This is a genomic window from Chryseobacterium sp. CBo1 (assembly GCF_001693475.1).
In the GTDB taxonomy this organism is placed as follows: Bacteria; Bacteroidota; Bacteroidia; order Flavobacteriales; family Weeksellaceae; genus Chryseobacterium; species Chryseobacterium formosense.
Window position 1 is genome coordinate 45,647 of the sequence record NZ_MAUH01000014.1, and the last position, 18,764, is coordinate 64,410.

Consider the following 18,764-nt stretch of genomic DNA (forward strand, 5'->3'; position numbering starts at 1 on the left):
TTACTACAAAAAAAGCTTTATGAACCATTTCATAAAGCTTTTTTGTATTTATTTGTGGGCATTATCTTAAAGCATTCCCAGCTCGAATTTTGCTTCTTCGCTCATCATATCTTTGTTCCAGCTTGGTTCAAAAGTAAGTTCCAGCTCAACATCTTTTACTTTTTCTACCGCTTTCACTTTATCTTTTACTTCCTGAGGTAAAGTTTCTGCGACCGGGCAGTTTGGTGTTGTTAAGGTCATGATGATGTTTACATCGGCTTCATCAGAAATCTGTACGTCATAAATTAACCCTAATTCATAAATATCCACCGGAATTTCCGGGTCATACACCGTTTTTAATACTCCTATAATCTCTTCTCCTATATCGGCAATCTGGTCGTCTGTAAATTTCATTTTATCGTTTTACTTACCGTCAAGCGGTATTTTTTTAATCTAAATTGATATTTCTCTGTAATAAATCTTCCTGACGCATCCGTCTGAAAATGTTTGCCAAAGTTAAGACATCTTTTTCACAATAGTCAACTATTCGCTGCAAGTCTTTTTCTATGTAGTAGATTGATGAAACCATTGATCCGTCGATGTCATCTTTCGGAGTAGGAATTCCGAAAACATGAGCCAGCAATTCCAGAGAAACAAAGCTTTTGTAGTCACCGAATTTCCATAATTCCATCGTGTCGATGTGCGGAATTTCCCAAGGTTTCTTCCCAAACATCTGAAAAGGAGTAGGAGGGAGCATTCCGTTGATCAGAAAACGTCTTGCAATCCAAGGGAAATCAAATTCTTTTCCGTTATGGGCACAGAGAATTACATCCCGAAGCCTCATGCTGTTGAAAATCTCACCAAACTCTATCAGCAATTTTTTTTCATCATGATCTGCGAAGCTTTTTATTTTTAAAATATCGTTTTTTTCGAGCATTCCGATCGTAATGCAGATGATTTTTCCAAATTCAGCCATAATTCCTGCTCTTTCGTAAAAATCTTCGGCAGAAATCTCATCTTTACGTTGGTATCTCGTCTTTTTATCCCAAAGCATTCGTTCATTTTCAGAAAGCTCTTCCCACGTTCCGTATTGTGGAACTGTTTCAATATCAAGAAATAAAACTTTTTCTAAAGGAATATTTTGTATCATTTGCGTAATTTTTTTTAGAATTAAATTTAAATCATCCTACCTGAAGACCGTTTTTCACGGGCAACGAAGGGCTTATAAGTGTAACATCTTTATGATTTTCACCATAAACTCCCAAAACCAGACATTCACTGAAAAAATTGGCAATCTGCTTTTTAGGAAAATTAACCACGGCCAAAATCTGTTTTCCAACTAAATCTTCTTTACTGTACAATGACGTGATCTGCGCAGCCGATTTTCTGATTCCAAGATCTCCAAAATCGATTTCCAGCTGATAAGAAGGGTTTCTTGCTTTTTCAAAATCATTTACCGAAATGATCGTTCCGCTTCTGATGTCTAATTTTTCAAAATCTGCCCAGGAAATTTCAGGTTTTATGCTCATAAATAAATAATAAGTGTCTTAAAGGATGTCTGTGATAACAAATGTATCAAAATTTTAAAAAAAGCTAAAAATGATTTTAATGTGTAAGTTTTTACAGCTGATTATCAGATAATTAGTTTTATGAGTTTATTTTTTTTAAATTTTTCATGCAGGATTTTTCAGAATCGTTATTTATTCATTGAGTACTCAAAAAAGAAATGTTTAACGAACAAATTAAGAAATGAAAAAATTAATGGTACTTAAAACAGTTTTAATCATGTTAGCTTTAATGTTGACTTCCTGCGACGATAATTACGAACCCACTCCGGTTGCAGTGACAGACGTTAACGGAAATTACAAAGCAAAGCAAATTGTATCACAAGGAAATACCGGAACAGAGAAGATTAATGAGTTTACGGCAAAAGATTCGGTAATCACTTTCAAAGATTTTCCGGTAAAGGAAATTGTGCAGGCTGTTGTGAAAAATCCTGTGAAGGTAGAAACTGCATTGGCAGAAATGGGGAAAATAGAATACAATCTGAATTATACTTCGAAATTAAACTTAAATAACAATACGGTAGAGCTTACTTTTTCACCCAAAATTCTAAATCTTGAAATTCCTGTTGACGGAACGATAAAGAATACAGTGATAACACTTGCCGGAAAACAGAAAGGATATTTTGTGGGACAAGACTGGTCTCTTCGATTTGGTATCGTTGCAGAAAAAATTACGGTAGATGGAACGGCAATAAGCCCATTCGAAATTATTAAATATGATTTTCCGTATTGTCTGAAGAATTAAATGGTTATTGGTAGAGATAGGCTGTGATAATAAATAAAAGGCAGCCTATTTTTGCATGATGTAAGCTTGGCTTACGGTGTGAGTCTAAATGGAATTAAACAAAGAGCAGATTTTAATCGATCGTCTTCTCCTGAAGGAAGAAGCTGCCTGGAAGGAACTTTTCGAAGTTTATTCCGGAAATCTTACGTATGTCTGCTCACGTTATATTCTTGATAAAGATAACGTTCATGATGTTTTGCAAAATAGTTTTATAAAAATGTTCCGTTCCATTGAAAGTTTTCAGTATCGGGGCAACGGCTCACTCCGAGCATGGATGAGCAGAATTGTCGTAAATGAATCTTTAACATTCCTGAAGCAAAATTCTGATTTTAAAAACTTTGTTGATGATTCTGAGCTTCCGGATATAACGATGGATGAAGAGCCTGATCTTCAGCAGATTCCTGAAGCAGTAATTATGGAAATGATAAGATCTCTTCCTGAAGGCTACCGGACGGTTTTTAATCTTTTTGTGTTTGAAGAAAAAAGCCATAAAGAAATTGCAGAGGTTTTGGGGATCGCAGAAAACTCTTCTGCCTCACAGTTTCACAGAGCACGAGTGACTTTAGCTCAGAAAATCAAAGAATATAAACGACTAAAAATAGCGCAATATGAGTAAAGAGTGGTTTAATAGGATGCGCAATAAAATGGAGGATCACACCGAAGAGCCTCCCGAAGGTTTGTGGGATGATATCAGAAAAGAATTGTTTGATGATGATCAGGATAAACTGATGCTTCCAGTAAGCGAAATCAAAGCTCAAAAAAAGGTTGTGTCTGAAAAGGGTTTAAAGAATTTATTCTATAAAGTGAGCGGAGCTGCGGCTATTTTGGCTTTTATCATTTTTGGAGGTGTAAAGCTTTCTGAGATTTATAAAAAGGATAATGTATCAATAGTAGCAAAAAAACAGGAAAAAGCAGGCTCATCAAATCAGCTTTTAAACAATCAGCTTTCCAATAATATTTCAGAAAATAAGAATCTTAGTTACTCAGAACCAATAATTTTAGGTTCAAAAAAGAATTTTGGAACTTCAGATTTTTTAGAAAAGATTGAAAAATATCAGCAGGAAATTTTAAAGCCGTTTAGGAGTAATATTTCTGAAAATCAATTGGATAATGGTTTGTTTTTTCCGAATCTTTCGATTGCGAGACATGATTTAGTTGCTGCGGATTTTAACCCTGAAACTATTTCTGAAGAAACTAAAACACTCATTTCTAAAGACGAAAAAACTGAGAAAAAAGAACTTGTCAAAAAGCGTACAAAAAAAGCCTGGATGGTAGGAATGCTTACAGGAAGCACTTCACAAAACTCAGCCGAGCAGTTTCCCGGATATGCCACTTTAAACGGAGCAAGCATGAGCCTGAGTGACGAAATCTGGACGGCCGGTTATCAGGATAATCCGCTAACCGCAATTCTATTGGCTAATCAGGATAAGCCCATTGATGCAAGAATTAAACATAAAATTCCGGTAACATTCGGGCTTTCTGTTTATCGAAACTTAGGAAAAAGATGGGGAATAGGAACGGGAATCAATTACACAAAACTTTCTACAGAGCTCCGTTCGGGCAGCGAATCTGATTACATAAAAAGCGATCAGTCTGTTCATTACATCGGCATTCCGGTACAGGTTAATTACAATGTGATCAAAAAAGGAAGATTTACAGGGTATGTAACGGCAGGTGCATTAGCAGAAAAGGCTGTTTCGGCAGATATTAAGACAAAATACATTGTCAACAACGAGGTAAAGGAAGAAACCAATGAAGAAATTGATAAAAAACCCATGCAGTTTTCTGTAAACAGCGCGGTAGGACTTCAGTTTAAGATCGTTGATAAAATCGGAGTGTACGCAGAACCCGGAGTGGGGTATCATTTTAAGGATAACAGTACAATCACTACAGTTTATAAAGACAAACCTTTCAATTTTAATGTAAAATTCGGGCTTCGTCTTACCATTGACTGAAAATAGTAATCACCTAAATATATTTTAATATGAAAACAAAACTAATTTTTCTTACGGTTTTACTTTTAAACCTTTTACATCTAAATGCACAGTGCAATCCGACGGTTACCAGTCCGAGACTCGGGACGATGTTTCCGGACAAAGTAGTATTCTGCAACACAGAAACAGAAACACTTACCGTTTCCCAGACCTACAGTAGTTATCAATGGTACAAACAGGAGTGGGATTGGCAGACCCCCAATACAAATCCTTGGGTTGCCGTTTCGGGAGCAACTTCTCAAAGTCTTACCATTAATGGGACAACAGATATGCTTTATTATTTTAAAGTTCAGGTTACAGATGGTGACTGTACAGCAGAAAGCGCCCCTATTCTTGCCGATGGTTATGCGTATGGTCTTCCCTTTATGATTGCCAATTTCACTCCCGGAACTTTCGAAGAAACTGCTCCCGGAGAGTATAACGTTTGTGACGGCGCATCGGTACAGCTTGAAAATGGTTTTCCAGTTTTATACGGAAATCATACGTGGTTCAAATGTATACCATCCAGCAATCCGCCTTCACCGAACGAGCCATGTGCCATTCCCGGCGCTAACGGAGATGTTTATCAGGCAACAACCAGCGGACAGTTTGGTTTCTACGCCTGTACAGAATATTGCCCGGATCAGTGCGAAATGTTAAGCTCCATTGCTTTTATCAAACTTAATTTCGGAGGCTGGAGTTTCTGTAATCTTGGAACAGGGGAAACCAAGAAACCTGAAAATAGTTTGAGTATCTATCCTAATCCTACAACACAGCTTCTGTATATCGGGAAAACTTCGGATAAAACTTATAAAGAAATTTCCCTTATCGATATGTCTGGTAAGCTGATCAGACAAATAAAAGACCATGCTCCCGATAAAGCGATCGATGTAAGCAGTCTCGTTCCGGGAACTTATATGATTGTATCTAAAAGTGCTGAAGGAAAAGTCTATAGAAATAAATTTATTAAAAAATAATATCCTTTTTTCATCCATTTTTATACCTCTGATCGGTGCAGTTTTTCTGTGCCGATTTTTTTTATTTTTGAATGAAAAAAATTATTAATTTTACTTAAAACACAAACAAATGTTGATAAAAATTTACGGAAGTGCCATCTTCGGAGTTTCAGCACAAACGATCACCATAGAAGTAAACATCGATACCGGCGGAGTAGGGTATCATCTCGTAGGTTTACCGGATAATGCTATCAAAGAAAGCAGTTACAGAATTTCTGCTGCCCTCAAAAATGTAGGCTACAAAATCCCCGGGAAAAAAATAACCATCAACATGGCTCCCGCAGATCTGCGGAAAGAAGGCTCATCTTATGATCTGAGCATTGCGATCGGAATTCTAATTGCTTCCGACCAGATTGTGGGTGAAAATGTTCAGGATTACATCATTATGGGAGAGCTTTCTCTCGATGGAAGCCTTCAGCCCATAAAAGGTGTTCTTCCTATTGCAATCCAGGCTCGTGAAGAAGGTTTTAAAGGGATTATTTTACCAAAACAGAATACCCGGGAAGCCGCAATTGTAAACAATCTTGATGTGTATGGTGTTGAAAATATTAAAGAGGTTATTGATTTTTTTAATGAAGGAAAACCTCTTGAAAAAGTAGTTTTAGACACCAGAAAAGAATTTCAGGATAAAGTCAATCTTTTCCCGTTTGATTTTTCTGAAGTAAAAGGTCAGGAGACGGCAAAAAGAGCAATGGAGGTTGCTGCTGCAGGTGGTCACAACATCATTCTCATCGGCCCACCCGGAAGCGGAAAAACGATGCTGGCAAAAAGGGTTCCAAGTATTTTGCCGCCGTTGACTTTAAAAGAAGCATTAGAAACCACCAAAATACATTCTGTTGCAGGAAAAATGGGTGCAGAAACGTCTTTAATGACTGTTCGTCCATTTCGTTCACCGCACCACACCATTTCTGATGTGGCACTTGTCGGTGGTGGAAGTTATCCTCAACCGGGAGAAATTTCTTTAGCTCATAATGGGGTTTTATTCTTAGACGAAATGCCGGAATTTAAGCGGACGGTTCTCGAAGTGATGAGACAGCCGTTGGAAGATCGAGAAGTAACGATTTCGAGAGCGAAATTTACAGTCAATTATCCTTCAAGCTTTATGCTTGTTGCGTCTATGAATCCGAGTCCGAGCGGATATTTCCCCGACGATCCCAACAATACTTCGTCTTCATTTGAAATGCAGCGGTACATGAATAAACTTTCGGGTCCTCTTTTAGACCGGATTGATATACATGTAGAGGTTCAGAAAGTAGAATTTGAACAATTAGCTGAAAAACGAAAAGGTGAGAAAAGCGAAGATATTCGTAAGCGGGTTTTAATAGCGCGTGAGATTCAGAATGAACGATATAAAGATTTGAAGATCAGTTATAACGCTCAAATTGGTTCAAGAGAAATCGAGAGGTTCTGCGAACTTGATGATGCTTCATTCAGTCTCATCAAAACAGCAATGGAAAAACTGAATCTTTCGGCAAGAGCTTACGACAGAATTCTGAAAGTTGCACGCACCATTGCTGATCTCGAAGTTTCTGAAAATATTCAGTCACACCATATTTCCGAAGCGATACAGTACAGAAGTCTGGATCGTGAGTTTTGGAATGTCTGATAAAAAGCATTTAAAATAATTACCGATTTATTTAAACACAAATTTATCTTAAGATTTTATTTTAATCTTCTATTAATAATACTAAAAAAACCGCAGAATAAAATTCTGCGGTTTCTGATTTTATGTAAGAAAAATTATTTCTTTTTCTTTGCCGGAGCAGCAGTTTTAATTTTAGAAGCACCTGTATCGGCAGGAGTATTTTCATCCTTTACCAATTTCAATTCATCTACCAATCTTCTTGCACCTGCATATTTGTCGATCGTCCAAAGTACGAAACGGATGTCAACGTTGATTGTTTTCTGCCATTCTTCTTCGAAAACGATGTCTCCACTTAAAGCTTCACTATTTCCGTCAAATGCAATACCGATAAGGTTTCCGTCTGCATCGATTACCGGAGAACCAGAGTTACCCCCTGTAATATCGTTGTCTGAAAGGAAGTTTACGGGCATATATCCTGCTTTGTCTGCATACATACCGTAGTCTTTAGCATTGTGAAGAGCAATTACTCTTTGCGGAAGATCAAATTCTTCGTCACCTGCTTTGTATTTTCCTACAAGACCTGTCATGTCCGTATAATAATTATCAGTAATCCCGAAATAGTTTCTGTCGGTTCTGATTGGTAAAGTTGCCACCGTTCCATACGTTAATCTCATGGTAGAGTTTGCATCCGGGTAGAATTTCTTCTCCGGCATTGCTTTCATTAAACCAGCTAAGAAAAGACGGTTGTTTTTAGCAAAATTATCATCAACTTTTATAAATTTCTCACCAGAAGCTTTCTGATCTGCAGAAATACCTTTTGCGATTTTTAAAAGCGGGTCAGAATCAAGTTTCAAACGGTCAGGGTTTGCAATGTAATTGCTTACTGATGTTTTGTTGGCAAATAAAGAAGCATAAGCTACTGTAGAAAGATTTTTAGCATCCAAAGACATTAAAGTAGGTGAAGCAACTTCTTTGTTTACTTTAGTCTGATAAAGATTTACCAAAGAATTTAGCATTTCTCCTTCAAGCTCAGTATTGATGTTTTCGTAAGTATTTTTTACAGCATCTTCCAATTTAGATTTCATGGCTAATCTTCCTGCCAAATCCTGTTTCGCATAAGAATCCAACATTGGAGCAAGCTGGTAAGCGATAGAAATGTACTTTGCATTTCTTGTTAATATAGAAGCGTAGTTTCTTTCTGTATTTCTGTCTGAAACCTGTTGGTAATAAGTTTGAATTTGTTCTAAAACACCATCATACATTTCATTACCCGGCTGATAAGACCACTCTTTGTATCTGTTCTCGATCTCTCTTTTATCGGAAATTGTTCCGTTTTTTTCAACAGCATCAATTGTTCCCTGTCTGTTTTTCCAGTAGTTGGCAACACTTGCATACTGAGAAGCATAATTAAGCTGGGTTGCTTTATCCTTATCCATAAACTTCTTCATAACATCCATTGCCATTTTAGAAGCTTCTACCCAAGCCGGATAATCTTTAGTCACCATTTGATCAATACCGTAAGAAGTCAGATAACGGTTTGTTCTTCCAGGATATCCTAAAATCATTGAGAAGTCACCAGGCTTGATCCCTTTAAGAGAAACAGGTAAGAAATGCTTCGGCTTCAAAGGAACGTTTGTAGGCTTGAATTCTGCCGGGTTTCCTGCTGCATCAGCATAAACTCTGAATACTGTAAAATCTCCGGTGTGTCTTGGCCACTCCCAGTTGTCTGTATCACCACCGAATTTTCCGATTGATGATGGCGGTGCACCTACCAATCTGATATCTTTATAATCCTGATAAACGAAATAGTAGAATTCGTTTCCATTGAAGAAATCTTTTACTACAACAGTATATTTTCCGTTCTCAGAATTTTCTGTCTGAATTGCTTTCGTTTCAGCTTCAATCACAGCTTTTCTGTCTGCACCAGACATATTTTCGTTTAATTTTGAATTGATTCTTTGTGTAGCATCATCCATTCTTACCAAAAATCTTACATAAAGATCTTTAGCATTAAACTCATCTTTGTCTTTCATTGCCCAGAAACCATTCTTCAGGTAATCTTTTTCGGGAGTTGAAGCCGCAGCAACAGCACCATAACCACAGTGGTGGTTGGTAAAGATCAAACCTTTGTCAGAAACGATCTCTCCTGTACAGAATCCCCCAAAACTCACGATAGCATCCTTTAAGCTAGAGTTGTTTACAGAATAAATTTCTTCAGGAGTAAGATGCAGACCTTCTTTCTGCATATCAACACCATTAAGTCGTTTGATGAGCATCAACAGCCACATCCCTTCGTCTGCCCTCATTTGGGCAAAGCCTAGTAAGAAAGTGAATAGTAAAAATATTCTTTTCATTTTTTAAAATAATTTTAGTGGGGCTAATTTACTAATTTTTACGGTATTTAAAGTTTAAATGGTACGAAAATGGGTATCTGTGCCTTATGAATAAGTTTTTATCAATATTTATTGGAGTTATTTGCGTACTAATGGTCTCAAACTGCTCCTCGGCGAATTTAAAAGATCACCATATCCAAAGACAATGGATGATGGTTTCTTTTGATATGTTTACGAAAGACCAGCTTATGAAAAATAAGGCTGAAATTAATCTCACCGCAGAAATGAAAGACGGAAAAATAAGAGGAACTGCATTTATGGGCTGCAACAGAATGTTTTTTAATTCTGAATTTAAATCTAAAAATAAAGTAAAAATTTCAGGAGTAGGAAGCACTTTAATGGCTTGTCAGGAAATGGAGCTTGAGAATAAGTTTGTAAAAGCCTTTGAAACAATGACACATTATAAGATCGAAGGTCATTTTCTTACTTTGTACGATGAAAAAGACAATGAAATGAAGTTTCTTGCGGCAGATTGGGATTAAAAAAGATAAAGCCCGCATTACTGTAGGCCTTATCAAAATTAAAAAATTGGTTATTAGTTTTTAGGAATTGTTTTTTTTATTTCTTCCAATGTTGCGGTATTGGGTATTCCTGCGACAGTGGATTTTGTATTAGTTGTTACTCTGTTTTTTCTGCTTTCCCGACCAGGAATTGTTGCTAAAATTTCTTCCAGTGATGCCGTATTTGGCAGTACCTTGTTAGAATTATTTGCCGGAGATTGTGTTGCGGCCGGTTTGTTTTTTACTTCAAGTCCTTGTTCGGATGCCAATGTTGTCGATCTTTTTTCTGCTGATCTTGCTTGTGCTTCTTTCATCATTTTGGCTTCAAACTCTTTTGATTCTTTAATGTGGGAAGCTTCCTGCAATTCTGTTTTTTGTTTTGAATCCTGAGCGTATGCATTTATACTTAGCGTAAATAATGCGATGATATATAGTGATTTCATGAGATGGTTATTTAATGTTTACTAATATTTTGATTTTACCGATTCCGTTTTGGTCATAATCCTGAAGGGCTTTTCCGATTACCTGTCCGATTTTTACTTTTTTAGGGTTGGCTTTCATGGCAACTCCGGATATAGATGAGGTAACAATAAGATCACCTCTTTTTATTTTTCCTCCTTCCAGACAAACTTTAGTAGGAATTACACCGATTACGCCCATCGGAACTTTTCCGATTAATTCTGATTCAATGTTTTCTTCAGTAAGAAGAACTCCGGGTTTTGTAGCATAAACTCCGGCTACAAGATTAGAATAAGGTTTCGAAGATTTTTCAACGGTTCTGTCTGAATCTGTTGAAATAATTAAAATATCGCCCGGTTCGTATTCAGAAAAGTTTCCTACTACATCAAAAGCTTCTGCAAGGTCAGCTCCACTGTTCTGGGTTCCTCCGTTGAAAAACCCTTTTCCGGTAGCGTCTATACGGGCTACGTTTGCCGGGGTGCTGCCTGCTCTGAAAAGCGCAATGCTTCCTCCGCTACGCTGCTCAGCAGTAATTACCGGATTGGTGTTGCTAGTATTAAAATTTGTAAATCTTGCAGCTCTACCTGTTGCGAAATTAGGGACCCATCCGTAAATAGCATTACCAGATCCGTCTACAGTTGCTTCTACGCCATCACCTGTATTTGATGCATTGGCGGTAATTCCGTTTCCGTTTCCGTCAGCTATTGCAAGTAATGCAGGTCCGTTTCCGGAAGTATTGCTTGCGTGAAATAATCCTGCATATCCTCCGGTTCCTGAAGAAATTCCGTAAACTCCTGCTGTTCCGAAATTGGCAAACTGAGAATTTACTTCACCTTTTACGGCAGCAGAAGTTCCTGTCGTTCTGTCTACTTTAAAATTTCCTGCAATACCGTTACCAACGGTTGAGACTGTAATAGCATCGCTTGTATTGGAAGTGTTAAAGTTTTTAAATTCTGCCGCTTTTCCTGTGCTGAATGTGGGTGTCCAGGCATATAGTGCCCTTCCGTTTCCATCAACATTTGCTTCGATAGCATCTCCGTCTTTCCCGGCATTAGCTCTTATTGCATCTCCATTTCCGTCGGTAATGGCAACCAATGCATTCCCGTTTCCTGATATATTGGAAGCATGAAATAATCCGGCAAAACCTCCTGTTCCGGAAGAAACACCAAATATTCCTGCTGCACCAAAATTTCCGAAAATTGTTTTTACTTCTCCTCTTACTGCTGCTGCGACGCTATTTGTGTTGTTTACTAAAAAAGATGAAGCATTACCATTTGTGTTATCCGGGATGTTTCCGTTTCCGTTGGTTTCAACTTCAAAAGTATTTTTGTCATTGTTTGCATTCAGGTTTTCGAATCTTCCGGCACGACCTTTACTGCTATTAATACCAACCTGGCCAAAAACTCCGACTCCCGTTCCTGTTGTATTTGTAGCTAAAAAGCCTCTTACTCCATAACCACCACCATCATTTCTTCCTACTACTGCTCCTGCAATATCGCTCGTAGTTCTTCCTACCACCGCTTCTCCTGCGCTGCTATTGTCCCCAATGATACCTGCGGAAGTTTGGGCGCTGGTTGTACCGTGTACTGCAAAACCGCTTCCTGTTGAACTTACAATGCCATGTCCGTTTCCGGTTGTTGAGACATTTACTACTGTTCCGTTTCCTACTGTATTAGCATTAAGAACATTATTGTTATTTGAATTATTAAATATGGAAAGAGAAGCTGCGATACCATTTGTACTCGTAGATGTTAACCCTGTTCCTGAATTACTGTTAGCATAAACTCCCGTTCCTGCGCCTGTCGCATTTCCATAAATTCCCAATCCGGTTGGCGTTGTACCGTAAACTCCCCATCCGCTTCCGCCCTGTGATCCGTAAACTCCGATTCCCAAACCACCTGTTCCATTATTAATTCCACGAACACCAGAAGAAAATCCACCCGGAGCTGTATTGCTTACAATTCCCCTTACAGAAGCCACATTTGATGTGGTTGTATTATTAGTTCCTTCCAAAGAAGTTCCGTCACCATCATTGGTTATACCAAACAAAGTTGCCGCATTATTTACAGTAGCTGTGTAAGGTAATGTAAAACTTCCACCCGAACTTCCCGCAGATTTTGCATACATTGCATATGGAACGCTTAATAATTGACTGGTTCCTGCAATCGTATAGTTCGTTCCGCCTGTAGGATCGGTTTCTGTTTTCAGATAATAATTTCCTGATGCCCAGTTAATCGTTGAAAAAGTACCTGAAAGAACCGTTCCTGAACCTATTTCAAGACTGATAAGTCCGTTCGTATTGGTAGTTCCTGTTAATCTTTCAGAATAAACTGCAGCTCCTGCGGGCGATCCCTGAAGCACGCTTACTTTTACACCAATATTCTGGTTGGTTAATAATTGTCCGGAGTTATTTCGCATTACTGCCTGATAACTCATTTTTTCCGGAGCCTGAGCTGAAACCAAATGACAGCCCAATAAAATTCCTACGGTTAGTAAAATTTTTTTCATGGTATTATTTTTTAATTATTTTAAATGTTTTGATGTTTTTTCCATCCTTGTTTACTCTGATGATGTACATGGCAGATGGAAGTGATGAGAAATTAAATTCCGATTTGGAATCTTTTATTTTTTCTTCTTTTAAAAGTTTCCCTGAAGAATCAAATAGCTGATATTCGGAATTTTTGTAATCGTTTGTAGTGAAATCCAAAAAAACAAAGTCTTTGAAAGGATTCGGGTACAATAAAATGTCATTTTTGTCTGCTGCCGAAGTTTCGGTGGTGGAAAGGGTGGTGATTTCATATGCCTGTTGCACGCCTTCCATAATCTGGCTATTGCTTCCTTTGTTGTAGTAATCGATTTGTCCGACACTGTAAGAAAGAGAGCCGTTGCTTCCTGTTGCATCTGATCCTGTGGCAAGAACTGTTTTCTGGGCATTGATATGAAAGCAGATCCCGGGAATCAAAAAGAAACAGTAGGTAAAAGTTCTTTTCATGTTATTTTATTTTAGGTTATTAAAAATGTTTTTGAGATTACGATCTGTAAATGAATTTTTTACGATGTAAAGGTAGTAGTGAATGAAGCAGATAAGGAAGAGGTAAAAAACTGAATTTGAAAAGGTGTTTTTCCTGTTTTTGGATCTCAGTTTGCATTTAATGTTTAAAAATGTTATCTTGTAAATCTCATAAATTATATAAATTTTAATGTTAGAAAAGAAGCAACATAATTACGAAAGAGCAGTTTTGGTGGGGGTTGTGACGCAGCAACAGGATGAAGATAAACTGACAGAATATATGGATGAACTTGAGTTTCTCGCTTACACTGCGGGAGCTACTGTAGATCGTCGTTTTACTCAGAAATTAACCCAACCGGATTCCAAGACTTTTGTAGGGAGCGGGAAAATTCTGGAAATAAAAGAATACGTCAAAGAAAACGAGATTGGAACCATTATTTTTGATGACGAATTGTCTCCTTCTCAGCTCAAAAATATTGAAAGAGAGGTTGAGGTGAAAATCTTAGACAGAACCAATCTTATTCTTGATATTTTTGCCCAAAGAGCGCAGACTTCTTACGCAAGAACCCAGGTCGAACTTGCGCAATACCAATATTTGCTTCCGAGATTGACCAGAATGTGGACCCACCTTGAAAGACAGAAAGGGGGAATCGGGATGCGCGGACCCGGTGAAACAGAAATCGAAACCGATAGAAGGATCATCCGTGACAGAATTACCTTGTTGAAAGATAAGCTAAAAACCATCGACAAACAGATGGCAACTCAGAGAAATAACCGCGGAAAAGTCGTTCGTGCCGCTTTGGTGGGATATACCAACGTAGGAAAATCTACTTTAATGAATGCCTTATCCAAGTCTGAGGTTTTTGCTGAAAATAAATTGTTCGCAACTTTAGATACCACCGTGAGAAAAGTTGTTATCGGAAATTTACCCTTTCTTTTGACCGATACGGTTGGTTTCATCAGAAAATTGCCTACGCAGTTGGTGGAGTCTTTCAAATCGACGCTGGATGAGGTTCGAGAGGCCGATCTTCTTATTCACGTTGTTGATATTTCTCACGAAAGTTTTGAAGACCACATCGAATCGGTGAATCAGATTTTAATGGAAATCAATGCACATCAGAAACCGATGATCATGGTTTTTAACAAAATCGATGATTTCAGCTATGAAAAGAAAGACGATGATGATCTTACACCAAGTACAAAGAAAAATGTTTCACTGGAAGAATGGAAAAAAACATGGATGGCAAAATCCAAACATCCTGCAGTTTTCATTTCGGCTTTAACGAAAGAGAATTTCCCGGAAATGAAAAAACTGATCTATGATGAGGTCATGAAAATTCACATTTCCAGATTTCCCTACAACGATTTCCTTTTCGAATATTTCGATAACGATGAAGAGGAAAACGAAAATAAAGAAGAATGAGATTAAAATTCTTATTTCTTATCCTCGTCATTCCTTTTTTAGGATTCAGCCAAAAACTTGATTTCAAGGAAATTGAGAAAAATCTTAATAATCCGAAGTCAAATTACAACTACGAAAAGCTGATTTTTAAGTTTAAAGGAATGCCTAAATCTTTAGACAGCATTGAAGCCCGTCATTTGTATTATGGCAGAAATTTCAGGAATGATAAAATTTCGACTTTAGATAATGATTTTAAGGAACTTGCAGAAGCATTTAAAGCAGGTGATTTTGAAGAATGTATTAAAAAAGGAAAGGTTCTTTACATAAAAGATCCTACCAATCTTGATGTGATTCTTATTTTGCTCAGAGCATACGATCAGACCAAGAAAGTAGATGATTTTGTACATCACCTTTCGCAATTGAGACTTCTGACCAACGCCATAAAAACTTCCGGAGACGGAAAGTCTGAAAAAACAGCTTTTGTTGTCAATTCTGTTGGTGACGAATATATTTTTCTCAATATTATGAATGTCGGTCAGGATTATTCCAGACATTCAACAACTTATAAAGATTCGGTGATGGATGTCTGGACAAAAGACAGCAACACATTATATATCAAAGTTCTCTATATGGACTTTTAAATTTTTTTAAAAAAAACTTAGTTTTGGAGTTATACTATTCATTTTCAGCGTTAATCGTATTAGCATCTATTTTCGCCTATATCAATTACAGATTTTTAAAACTTCCGAGTACCATCGGGATCATGGTCATTGCAATCGTAGTTTCTATCATTCTTGTACTATTTGGCGAAAAATTTCTTCCGAAAACTTTTACGCATTTGCATGATCTGATGAGCGGTATTGATTTTACTGAAGTCTTGATGGGCGCAATGTTGAATTTTCTGCTCTTTGCGGGAGGAATTCATATTAATATCAACGATTTGAAGGAGCAATTCCGGCCGGTTCTCATATTTTCGACGGCGGGAGTTATTATTTCGACTTTTATAGTAGGTTTTGGGATGTTTTATTTGCTTCCGTTTATAGGATTGCATATTCCGTTCATTTACTGTCTGGTTTTCGGAGCTTTGATTTCTCCTACAGACCCGGTTGCGGTTTTAAGTGTTTTAAAACAGGCAAATGTATCAAAGTCATTAGAGACAAAAATTGCCGGAGAGTCATTATTTAATGACGGTATGGCGGTAGTTGTTTTTACGGTTGTTCTGCAGTTGGCGATCGGAAATGAGGTTGATTTAGGAATTGAAAGTATTGGAATTCTGTTAGCAAAAGAAGCGGGAGGCGGTTTGTTACTGGGAGTTGTATTAGGATATGTTACTTCCAGATTAATGCGTGAAGTCGATGATTATATTATCTCGGTTTTGGTTACGCTTGCTGTTGTGATGGGAGGTTATCTTGTCGCAAGACAGATGCATGTTTCAGGACCGTTGACGATGGTTGCAGCCGGATTATTTATGGGTAATTTTAATGTTAAATTTAAAATGAAATCCATCACTCAGGATTACTTGATTAAATTCTGGGAGTTGATCGACGAAATTTTGAATGCCGTTTTATTCCTTTTCATCGGATTCGAATTGTTGATGATTAAAGATCTGAACCATTACATCGTTCCGGGAATTGTCGCAATTATTGTGGTTTTAATTGCAAGATTTATTTCGATTTGGGGACCGACGAAGTTTATGTCATTCAGAACAAGGTTCAGTCCGCAAACGATAAAAGTTTTATTCTGGGGCGGAATCCGGGGTGGTGTTTCTATCGCATTGGCAATGTCTATTCCGAAGAATGAGTATAGTAATGCTATTTTAAGTATTACTTATTGTGTAGTTGTATTTTCTATTGTTGTTCAGGGTCTTACGATTGCAAAAGTAGCCAATCCGAAAAAGATTGCTGATGAAGAAAAAGAGCTCGAAAGTATTGCTTTAGAAGAAAGTCATTAATTGTTTGTCAGTCAATATAAATAAGGTATGAAAAAGCTGCTGTTTTTCCTGTTGTTGTCTTATAGTTTTTGCTTTTCCCAGGTCAATATTGAAAACATAAAAGCGGATGTGACAAACGATCCTAAAAAATTTTACTACGATAATTTGGAGATTTTTAAAACAGATCCAAAGTCAATGAATCAGGAGCAGCTCAATTATATTTATTACGGAAATAATTATGTAGACTATGGTTTTAAAAGGTCAGAGTTTAATGATATTCTTGATGAAGTTACCAAGTTTTCAAACAGAAATATTTCATTTAAAAAAGCAGCTGAAGTTTTAGAGAAAGCAAAAGACCTATATCAAAAAAATCCTTTAAACAAAGAACTTTTACTAGATCTTCAAAAATTATATTATATAATAAAAGATGAAAACAAGGGTGATTTTCATTTCAGTCAATATCAACTTTTATTAGAAACAATAAAAAATAGCGGAACGGGAAAACTAGACATATCACCACTCGTAGTGACTAATTTTTCAGATCAGATGGCTGCTCTGGAAACTTCTAAAGTTTTTGCCAGAGGAATAACCTTTACAACTAAGGTTCTACCTGATGGTTCCTGGCTCAATATTTACAAAAACGGACAGGATTTATTTTTTGTAAAAACCACTCATCATAAAGATCTTTACAAAGATGACAAATAATATTCTAAAGGAAATCAAAGAATCATTAGCTGTTTTGTCCATTCCCGAAAAAGCAGCTTTTTTTCCTAAATTTTTCAAAACCGGAAAAGGAGAATACGGTGAAGGCGATTTGTTTTTAGGGGTAAAAGTTCCTGATCAAAGGGCGGTTGCTAAAGAATATTATGCTAAAATTTCTTTAAATGAACTAGGCGAGTTATTGTCTTCTCCGTATCACGAACATCGTTTGACAGCTTTGATTATGCTGATTCACAAGTTTGAAAAAACGAAAGATCTAGCGCTGAAAGAAGAGATCATTAATTTCTATCTGAAAAATCTGGATTTCGTTAATAACTGGGATTTGGTTGATACAAGCTGTTACAAGATTTTAGGTCGGTATGCTTTTGAAAATCAGAAAGAAAACCTATTGAGAGATTTAGCTTTTTCCGAAAAAATGTGGTTCAAAAGAGTGGCGATTGTCGGGACGATGTATTACATTAAAAAAGGTTCGTTTGAACTGACGAAGGAATTTGTAACACAGAATCTTCATCATCCTCATGATTTGATGCACAAAGCAAATGGCTGGCTTTTGAGAGAAATGGGAAATAAAAATGAAGCCGAATTGATCTCTTATCTTAATCAATACTACAAAGAAATGCCGAGAACGTGTCTTCGTTACGCTATCGAAAAATTAGACGAAGATTTGCGCCAGGATTATCTGAAAGGAAGAATTTAAATATAAACATGATTGATTTCACTTTTGATAGCGCTCAAACTAAAAATAAGTAAATTTGTTGATCAACACCAACTTATGAAAACATACTTCAGGCAGATTTTCCTGCTGATTCCTTTATTTCTTCTGACGAGCTGTTTTGATATTTTAGATAAAGTCAATGTAAAAGCCGATGGAAGCGGAGAATATTCATTAATTCTAAATGCAAGCAAGAGCAAAACAAGATTGGCTTCCATTTCAAAAATGGAAACTATTAATGGTAAAAAAGTTCCGAAAAAAGCTGAGATTGAAAGCAAGATCAACGAAGCTGCAAGAATTTTTAAAACAACACCCGGAATTTCCAATGTGAAAACTTCGATGGATTTTGATAATTATATCATCAAATTAAGCTGTAATTTCAGAAAAATTGAAAACATTAATGCCGGATTGGAACAACTGAAGGCCAAGAATATTTTAGGCAAAATGATCCCGACGAAAATTTACAGTCAGAATTTAGCGGCAAAATCTTTCACGAGAAACAAGATCAATACTTTTAAAAGTGATTACGATAAACTGAGCTCTGCAGACAAAGAGGTTTTCAACGGAGCAAAATACACATCCATTATGCAGTTTGAGAATACGATTAAATCGCAATCGAACACTGCTTATCAAATAGCTCCCAATAAAAAAGCTTTGAAACTCGACGGAAGTATTTTAGATTTTATCCTTCAGAAAAAGCAGACTCAAAACAATATTATCCTTCAATAATAACCAA

Annotated in this window: 19 protein-coding genes; 12 read left to right on the forward strand and 7 right to left on the reverse strand. The window is 36.9% G+C overall.

Annotated elements, in window-relative coordinates:
• Window positions 1–66: 66 nt before the first annotated feature.
• From BA768_RS10310 to BA768_RS10320, 3 genes are read right to left on the reverse strand one after another with little or no spacing between them, the layout of a single operon-like run.
• Entirely contained in the window at window positions 67–393 is a 327-nt protein-coding gene (locus tag BA768_RS10310; protein ID WP_065720674.1) for an SUF system Fe-S cluster assembly protein, read from the reverse strand.
• Between the two features lie 34 nt (window positions 394–427).
• On the reverse strand, window positions 428–1,129 hold the full coding sequence (locus BA768_RS10315; RefSeq protein ID WP_065720675.1) for a 3'-5' exonuclease: 702 nt from the start codon (window positions 1,127–1,129) through the stop codon (window positions 428–430).
• A gap of 31 nt (window positions 1,130–1,160) precedes the next feature.
• Window positions 1,161–1,508 (reverse strand): tRNA-binding protein, encoded by a 348-nt coding sequence (locus BA768_RS10320; protein WP_065720676.1) that lies wholly within the window; start codon window positions 1,506–1,508, stop codon window positions 1,161–1,163.
• 220 nt (window positions 1,509–1,728) lie between these two features.
• Between BA768_RS10320 and BA768_RS10325 the strand changes: the two genes are divergently transcribed.
• The 5 genes from BA768_RS10325 (at window position 1,729) to BA768_RS10345 (ending at window position 6,923) form a co-directional block, all read left to right on the forward strand.
• Window positions 1,729–2,289 carry a DUF4840 domain-containing protein gene (locus BA768_RS10325; protein ID WP_065720677.1) on the forward strand — a complete coding sequence of 187 codons (561 nt, stop codon included), beginning with the start codon at window positions 1,729–1,731 and terminating at the stop codon, window positions 2,287–2,289.
• An 88-nt stretch (window positions 2,290–2,377) separates the two neighbouring features.
• Window positions 2,378–2,944, forward strand: a complete 567-nt coding sequence (locus BA768_RS10330) for an RNA polymerase sigma factor (RefSeq protein WP_065720678.1) — start codon at window positions 2,378–2,380, stop codon at window positions 2,942–2,944.
• On the forward strand, window positions 2,937–4,283 hold the full coding sequence (locus tag BA768_RS10335; protein WP_083206632.1) for an outer membrane beta-barrel protein: 1,347 nt from the start codon (window positions 2,937–2,939) through the stop codon (window positions 4,281–4,283). Before BA768_RS10330 ends, BA768_RS10335 begins: the two co-directional genes overlap by 8 nt.
• A 29-nt stretch (window positions 4,284–4,312) precedes the next feature.
• Window positions 4,313–5,278, forward strand: coding sequence for a T9SS type A sorting domain-containing protein (locus BA768_RS10340; protein ID WP_065720680.1), 966 nt, complete (start codon window positions 4,313–4,315; stop codon window positions 5,276–5,278).
• A 109-nt stretch (window positions 5,279–5,387) separates the two neighbouring features.
• Window positions 5,388–6,923, forward strand: a complete 1,536-nt coding sequence (locus tag BA768_RS10345; RefSeq protein WP_065720681.1) for a YifB family Mg chelatase-like AAA ATPase — start codon at window positions 5,388–5,390, stop codon at window positions 6,921–6,923.
• A gap of 134 nt (window positions 6,924–7,057) precedes the next feature.
• Here BA768_RS10345 and BA768_RS10350 read toward each other — a convergent pair whose 3' ends face one another.
• Window positions 7,058–9,256 (reverse strand): S46 family peptidase, encoded by a 2,199-nt coding sequence (locus BA768_RS10350; protein ID WP_065720682.1) that lies wholly within the window; start codon window positions 9,254–9,256, stop codon window positions 7,058–7,060.
• Window positions 9,257–9,444: 188 nt separating this feature from the next.
• On the opposite strand from BA768_RS10350, the gene BA768_RS10355 reads away from it, so the two are divergent.
• Window positions 9,445–9,777, forward strand: coding sequence for an META domain-containing protein (locus BA768_RS10355; protein WP_123947097.1), 333 nt, complete (start codon window positions 9,445–9,447; stop codon window positions 9,775–9,777).
• Between the two features lie 53 nt (window positions 9,778–9,830).
• Here BA768_RS10355 and BA768_RS10360 read toward each other — a convergent pair whose 3' ends face one another.
• The 3 genes from BA768_RS10360 to BA768_RS10370 are packed head-to-tail and all read right to left on the reverse strand — an operon-like array spanning window position 9,831 to window position 13,246.
• Window positions 9,831–10,238: a hypothetical protein gene (locus BA768_RS10360; RefSeq protein WP_065720684.1), complete on the reverse strand. Its 408-nt coding sequence runs from the start codon at window positions 10,236–10,238 to the stop codon at window positions 9,831–9,833.
• Window positions 10,239–10,245: 7 nt separating this feature from the next.
• Window positions 10,246–12,762 carry a beta strand repeat-containing protein gene (locus BA768_RS10365; protein WP_065720685.1) on the reverse strand — a complete coding sequence of 839 codons (2,517 nt, stop codon included), beginning with the start codon at window positions 12,760–12,762 and terminating at the stop codon, window positions 10,246–10,248.
• 4 nt (window positions 12,763–12,766) lie between these two features.
• Window positions 12,767–13,246, reverse strand: coding sequence for a T9SS type A sorting domain-containing protein (locus tag BA768_RS10370; RefSeq protein WP_065720686.1), 480 nt, complete (start codon window positions 13,244–13,246; stop codon window positions 12,767–12,769).
• Window positions 13,247–13,454: 208 nt separating this feature from the next.
• Here BA768_RS10370 and hflX point away from each other — a divergent pair, with 208 nt between their 5' ends.
• The 6 genes from hflX to BA768_RS10400 all read left to right on the forward strand — a co-directional run bounded on the left by hflX (window position 13,455) and on the right by BA768_RS10400 (window position 18,757).
• On the forward strand, window positions 13,455–14,687 hold the full coding sequence (hflX, locus tag BA768_RS10375) for a GTPase HflX (protein WP_034677702.1): 1,233 nt from the start codon (window positions 13,455–13,457) through the stop codon (window positions 14,685–14,687).
• Window positions 14,684–15,307, forward strand: a complete 624-nt coding sequence (locus BA768_RS10380) for a DUF4919 domain-containing protein (RefSeq protein ID WP_065720687.1) — start codon at window positions 14,684–14,686, stop codon at window positions 15,305–15,307. Before hflX ends, BA768_RS10380 begins: the two co-directional genes overlap by 4 nt.
• Window positions 15,308–15,330: 23 nt before the next feature.
• Window positions 15,331–16,617 carry a cation:proton antiporter gene (locus tag BA768_RS10385; protein WP_034677704.1) on the forward strand — a complete coding sequence of 429 codons (1,287 nt, stop codon included), beginning with the start codon at window positions 15,331–15,333 and terminating at the stop codon, window positions 16,615–16,617.
• A 27-nt stretch (window positions 16,618–16,644) separates the two neighbouring features.
• Window positions 16,645–17,301, forward strand: coding sequence for a DUF4919 domain-containing protein (locus BA768_RS10390; RefSeq protein ID WP_065720688.1), 657 nt, complete (start codon window positions 16,645–16,647; stop codon window positions 17,299–17,301).
• Entirely contained in the window at window positions 17,291–18,013 is a 723-nt protein-coding gene (locus tag BA768_RS10395) for a DNA alkylation repair protein (protein ID WP_065720689.1), read from the forward strand. The genes BA768_RS10390 and BA768_RS10395 overlap by 11 nt, the downstream gene beginning before the upstream one ends.
• A 75-nt stretch (window positions 18,014–18,088) precedes the next feature.
• On the forward strand, window positions 18,089–18,757 hold the full coding sequence (locus BA768_RS10400) for a hypothetical protein (protein ID WP_065720690.1): 669 nt from the start codon (window positions 18,089–18,091) through the stop codon (window positions 18,755–18,757).
• The last annotated feature ends 7 nt before the right edge of the window (window positions 18,758–18,764 follow it).

What these genes read in the sequence shown, in the direction of transcription:
- BA768_RS10310 (WP_065720674.1), bottom strand. Translation starts at nt 393, where the DNA reads ATGAAATTTACAGACGACCAGATTGCCGATATAGGAGAAGAGATTATA.
- BA768_RS10315 (WP_065720675.1), bottom strand. Translation starts at nt 1,129, where the DNA reads ATGATACAAAATATTCCTTTAGAAAAAGTTTTATTTCTTGATATTGAA.
- BA768_RS10320 (WP_065720676.1), bottom strand. Translation starts at nt 1,508, where the DNA reads ATGAGCATAAAACCTGAAATTTCCTGGGCAGATTTTGAAAAATTAGAC.
- BA768_RS10325 (WP_065720677.1), top strand. Translation starts at nt 1,729, where the DNA reads ATGAAAAAATTAATGGTACTTAAAACAGTTTTAATCATGTTAGCTTTA.
- BA768_RS10330 (WP_065720678.1), top strand. Translation starts at nt 2,378, where the DNA reads ATGGAATTAAACAAAGAGCAGATTTTAATCGATCGTCTTCTCCTGAAG.
- BA768_RS10335 (WP_083206632.1), top strand. Translation starts at nt 2,937, where the DNA reads ATGAGTAAAGAGTGGTTTAATAGGATGCGCAATAAAATGGAGGATCAC.
- BA768_RS10340 (WP_065720680.1), top strand. Translation starts at nt 4,313, where the DNA reads ATGAAAACAAAACTAATTTTTCTTACGGTTTTACTTTTAAACCTTTTA.
- BA768_RS10345 (WP_065720681.1), top strand. Translation starts at nt 5,388, where the DNA reads ATGTTGATAAAAATTTACGGAAGTGCCATCTTCGGAGTTTCAGCACAA.
- BA768_RS10350 (WP_065720682.1), bottom strand. Translation starts at nt 9,256, where the DNA reads ATGAAAAGAATATTTTTACTATTCACTTTCTTACTAGGCTTTGCCCAA.
- BA768_RS10355 (WP_123947097.1), top strand. Translation starts at nt 9,445, where the DNA reads ATGATGGTTTCTTTTGATATGTTTACGAAAGACCAGCTTATGAAAAAT.
- BA768_RS10360 (WP_065720684.1), bottom strand. Translation starts at nt 10,238, where the DNA reads ATGAAATCACTATATATCATCGCATTATTTACGCTAAGTATAAATGCA.
- BA768_RS10365 (WP_065720685.1), bottom strand. Translation starts at nt 12,762, where the DNA reads ATGAAAAAAATTTTACTAACCGTAGGAATTTTATTGGGCTGTCATTTG.
- BA768_RS10370 (WP_065720686.1), bottom strand. Translation starts at nt 13,246, where the DNA reads ATGAAAAGAACTTTTACCTACTGTTTCTTTTTGATTCCCGGGATCTGC.
- hflX (WP_034677702.1), top strand. Translation starts at nt 13,455, where the DNA reads ATGTTAGAAAAGAAGCAACATAATTACGAAAGAGCAGTTTTGGTGGGG.
- BA768_RS10380 (WP_065720687.1), top strand. Translation starts at nt 14,684, where the DNA reads ATGAGATTAAAATTCTTATTTCTTATCCTCGTCATTCCTTTTTTAGGA.
- BA768_RS10390 (WP_065720688.1), top strand. Translation starts at nt 16,645, where the DNA reads ATGAAAAAGCTGCTGTTTTTCCTGTTGTTGTCTTATAGTTTTTGCTTT.
- BA768_RS10395 (WP_065720689.1), top strand. Translation starts at nt 17,291, where the DNA reads ATGACAAATAATATTCTAAAGGAAATCAAAGAATCATTAGCTGTTTTG.
- BA768_RS10400 (WP_065720690.1), top strand. Translation starts at nt 18,089, where the DNA reads ATGAAAACATACTTCAGGCAGATTTTCCTGCTGATTCCTTTATTTCTT.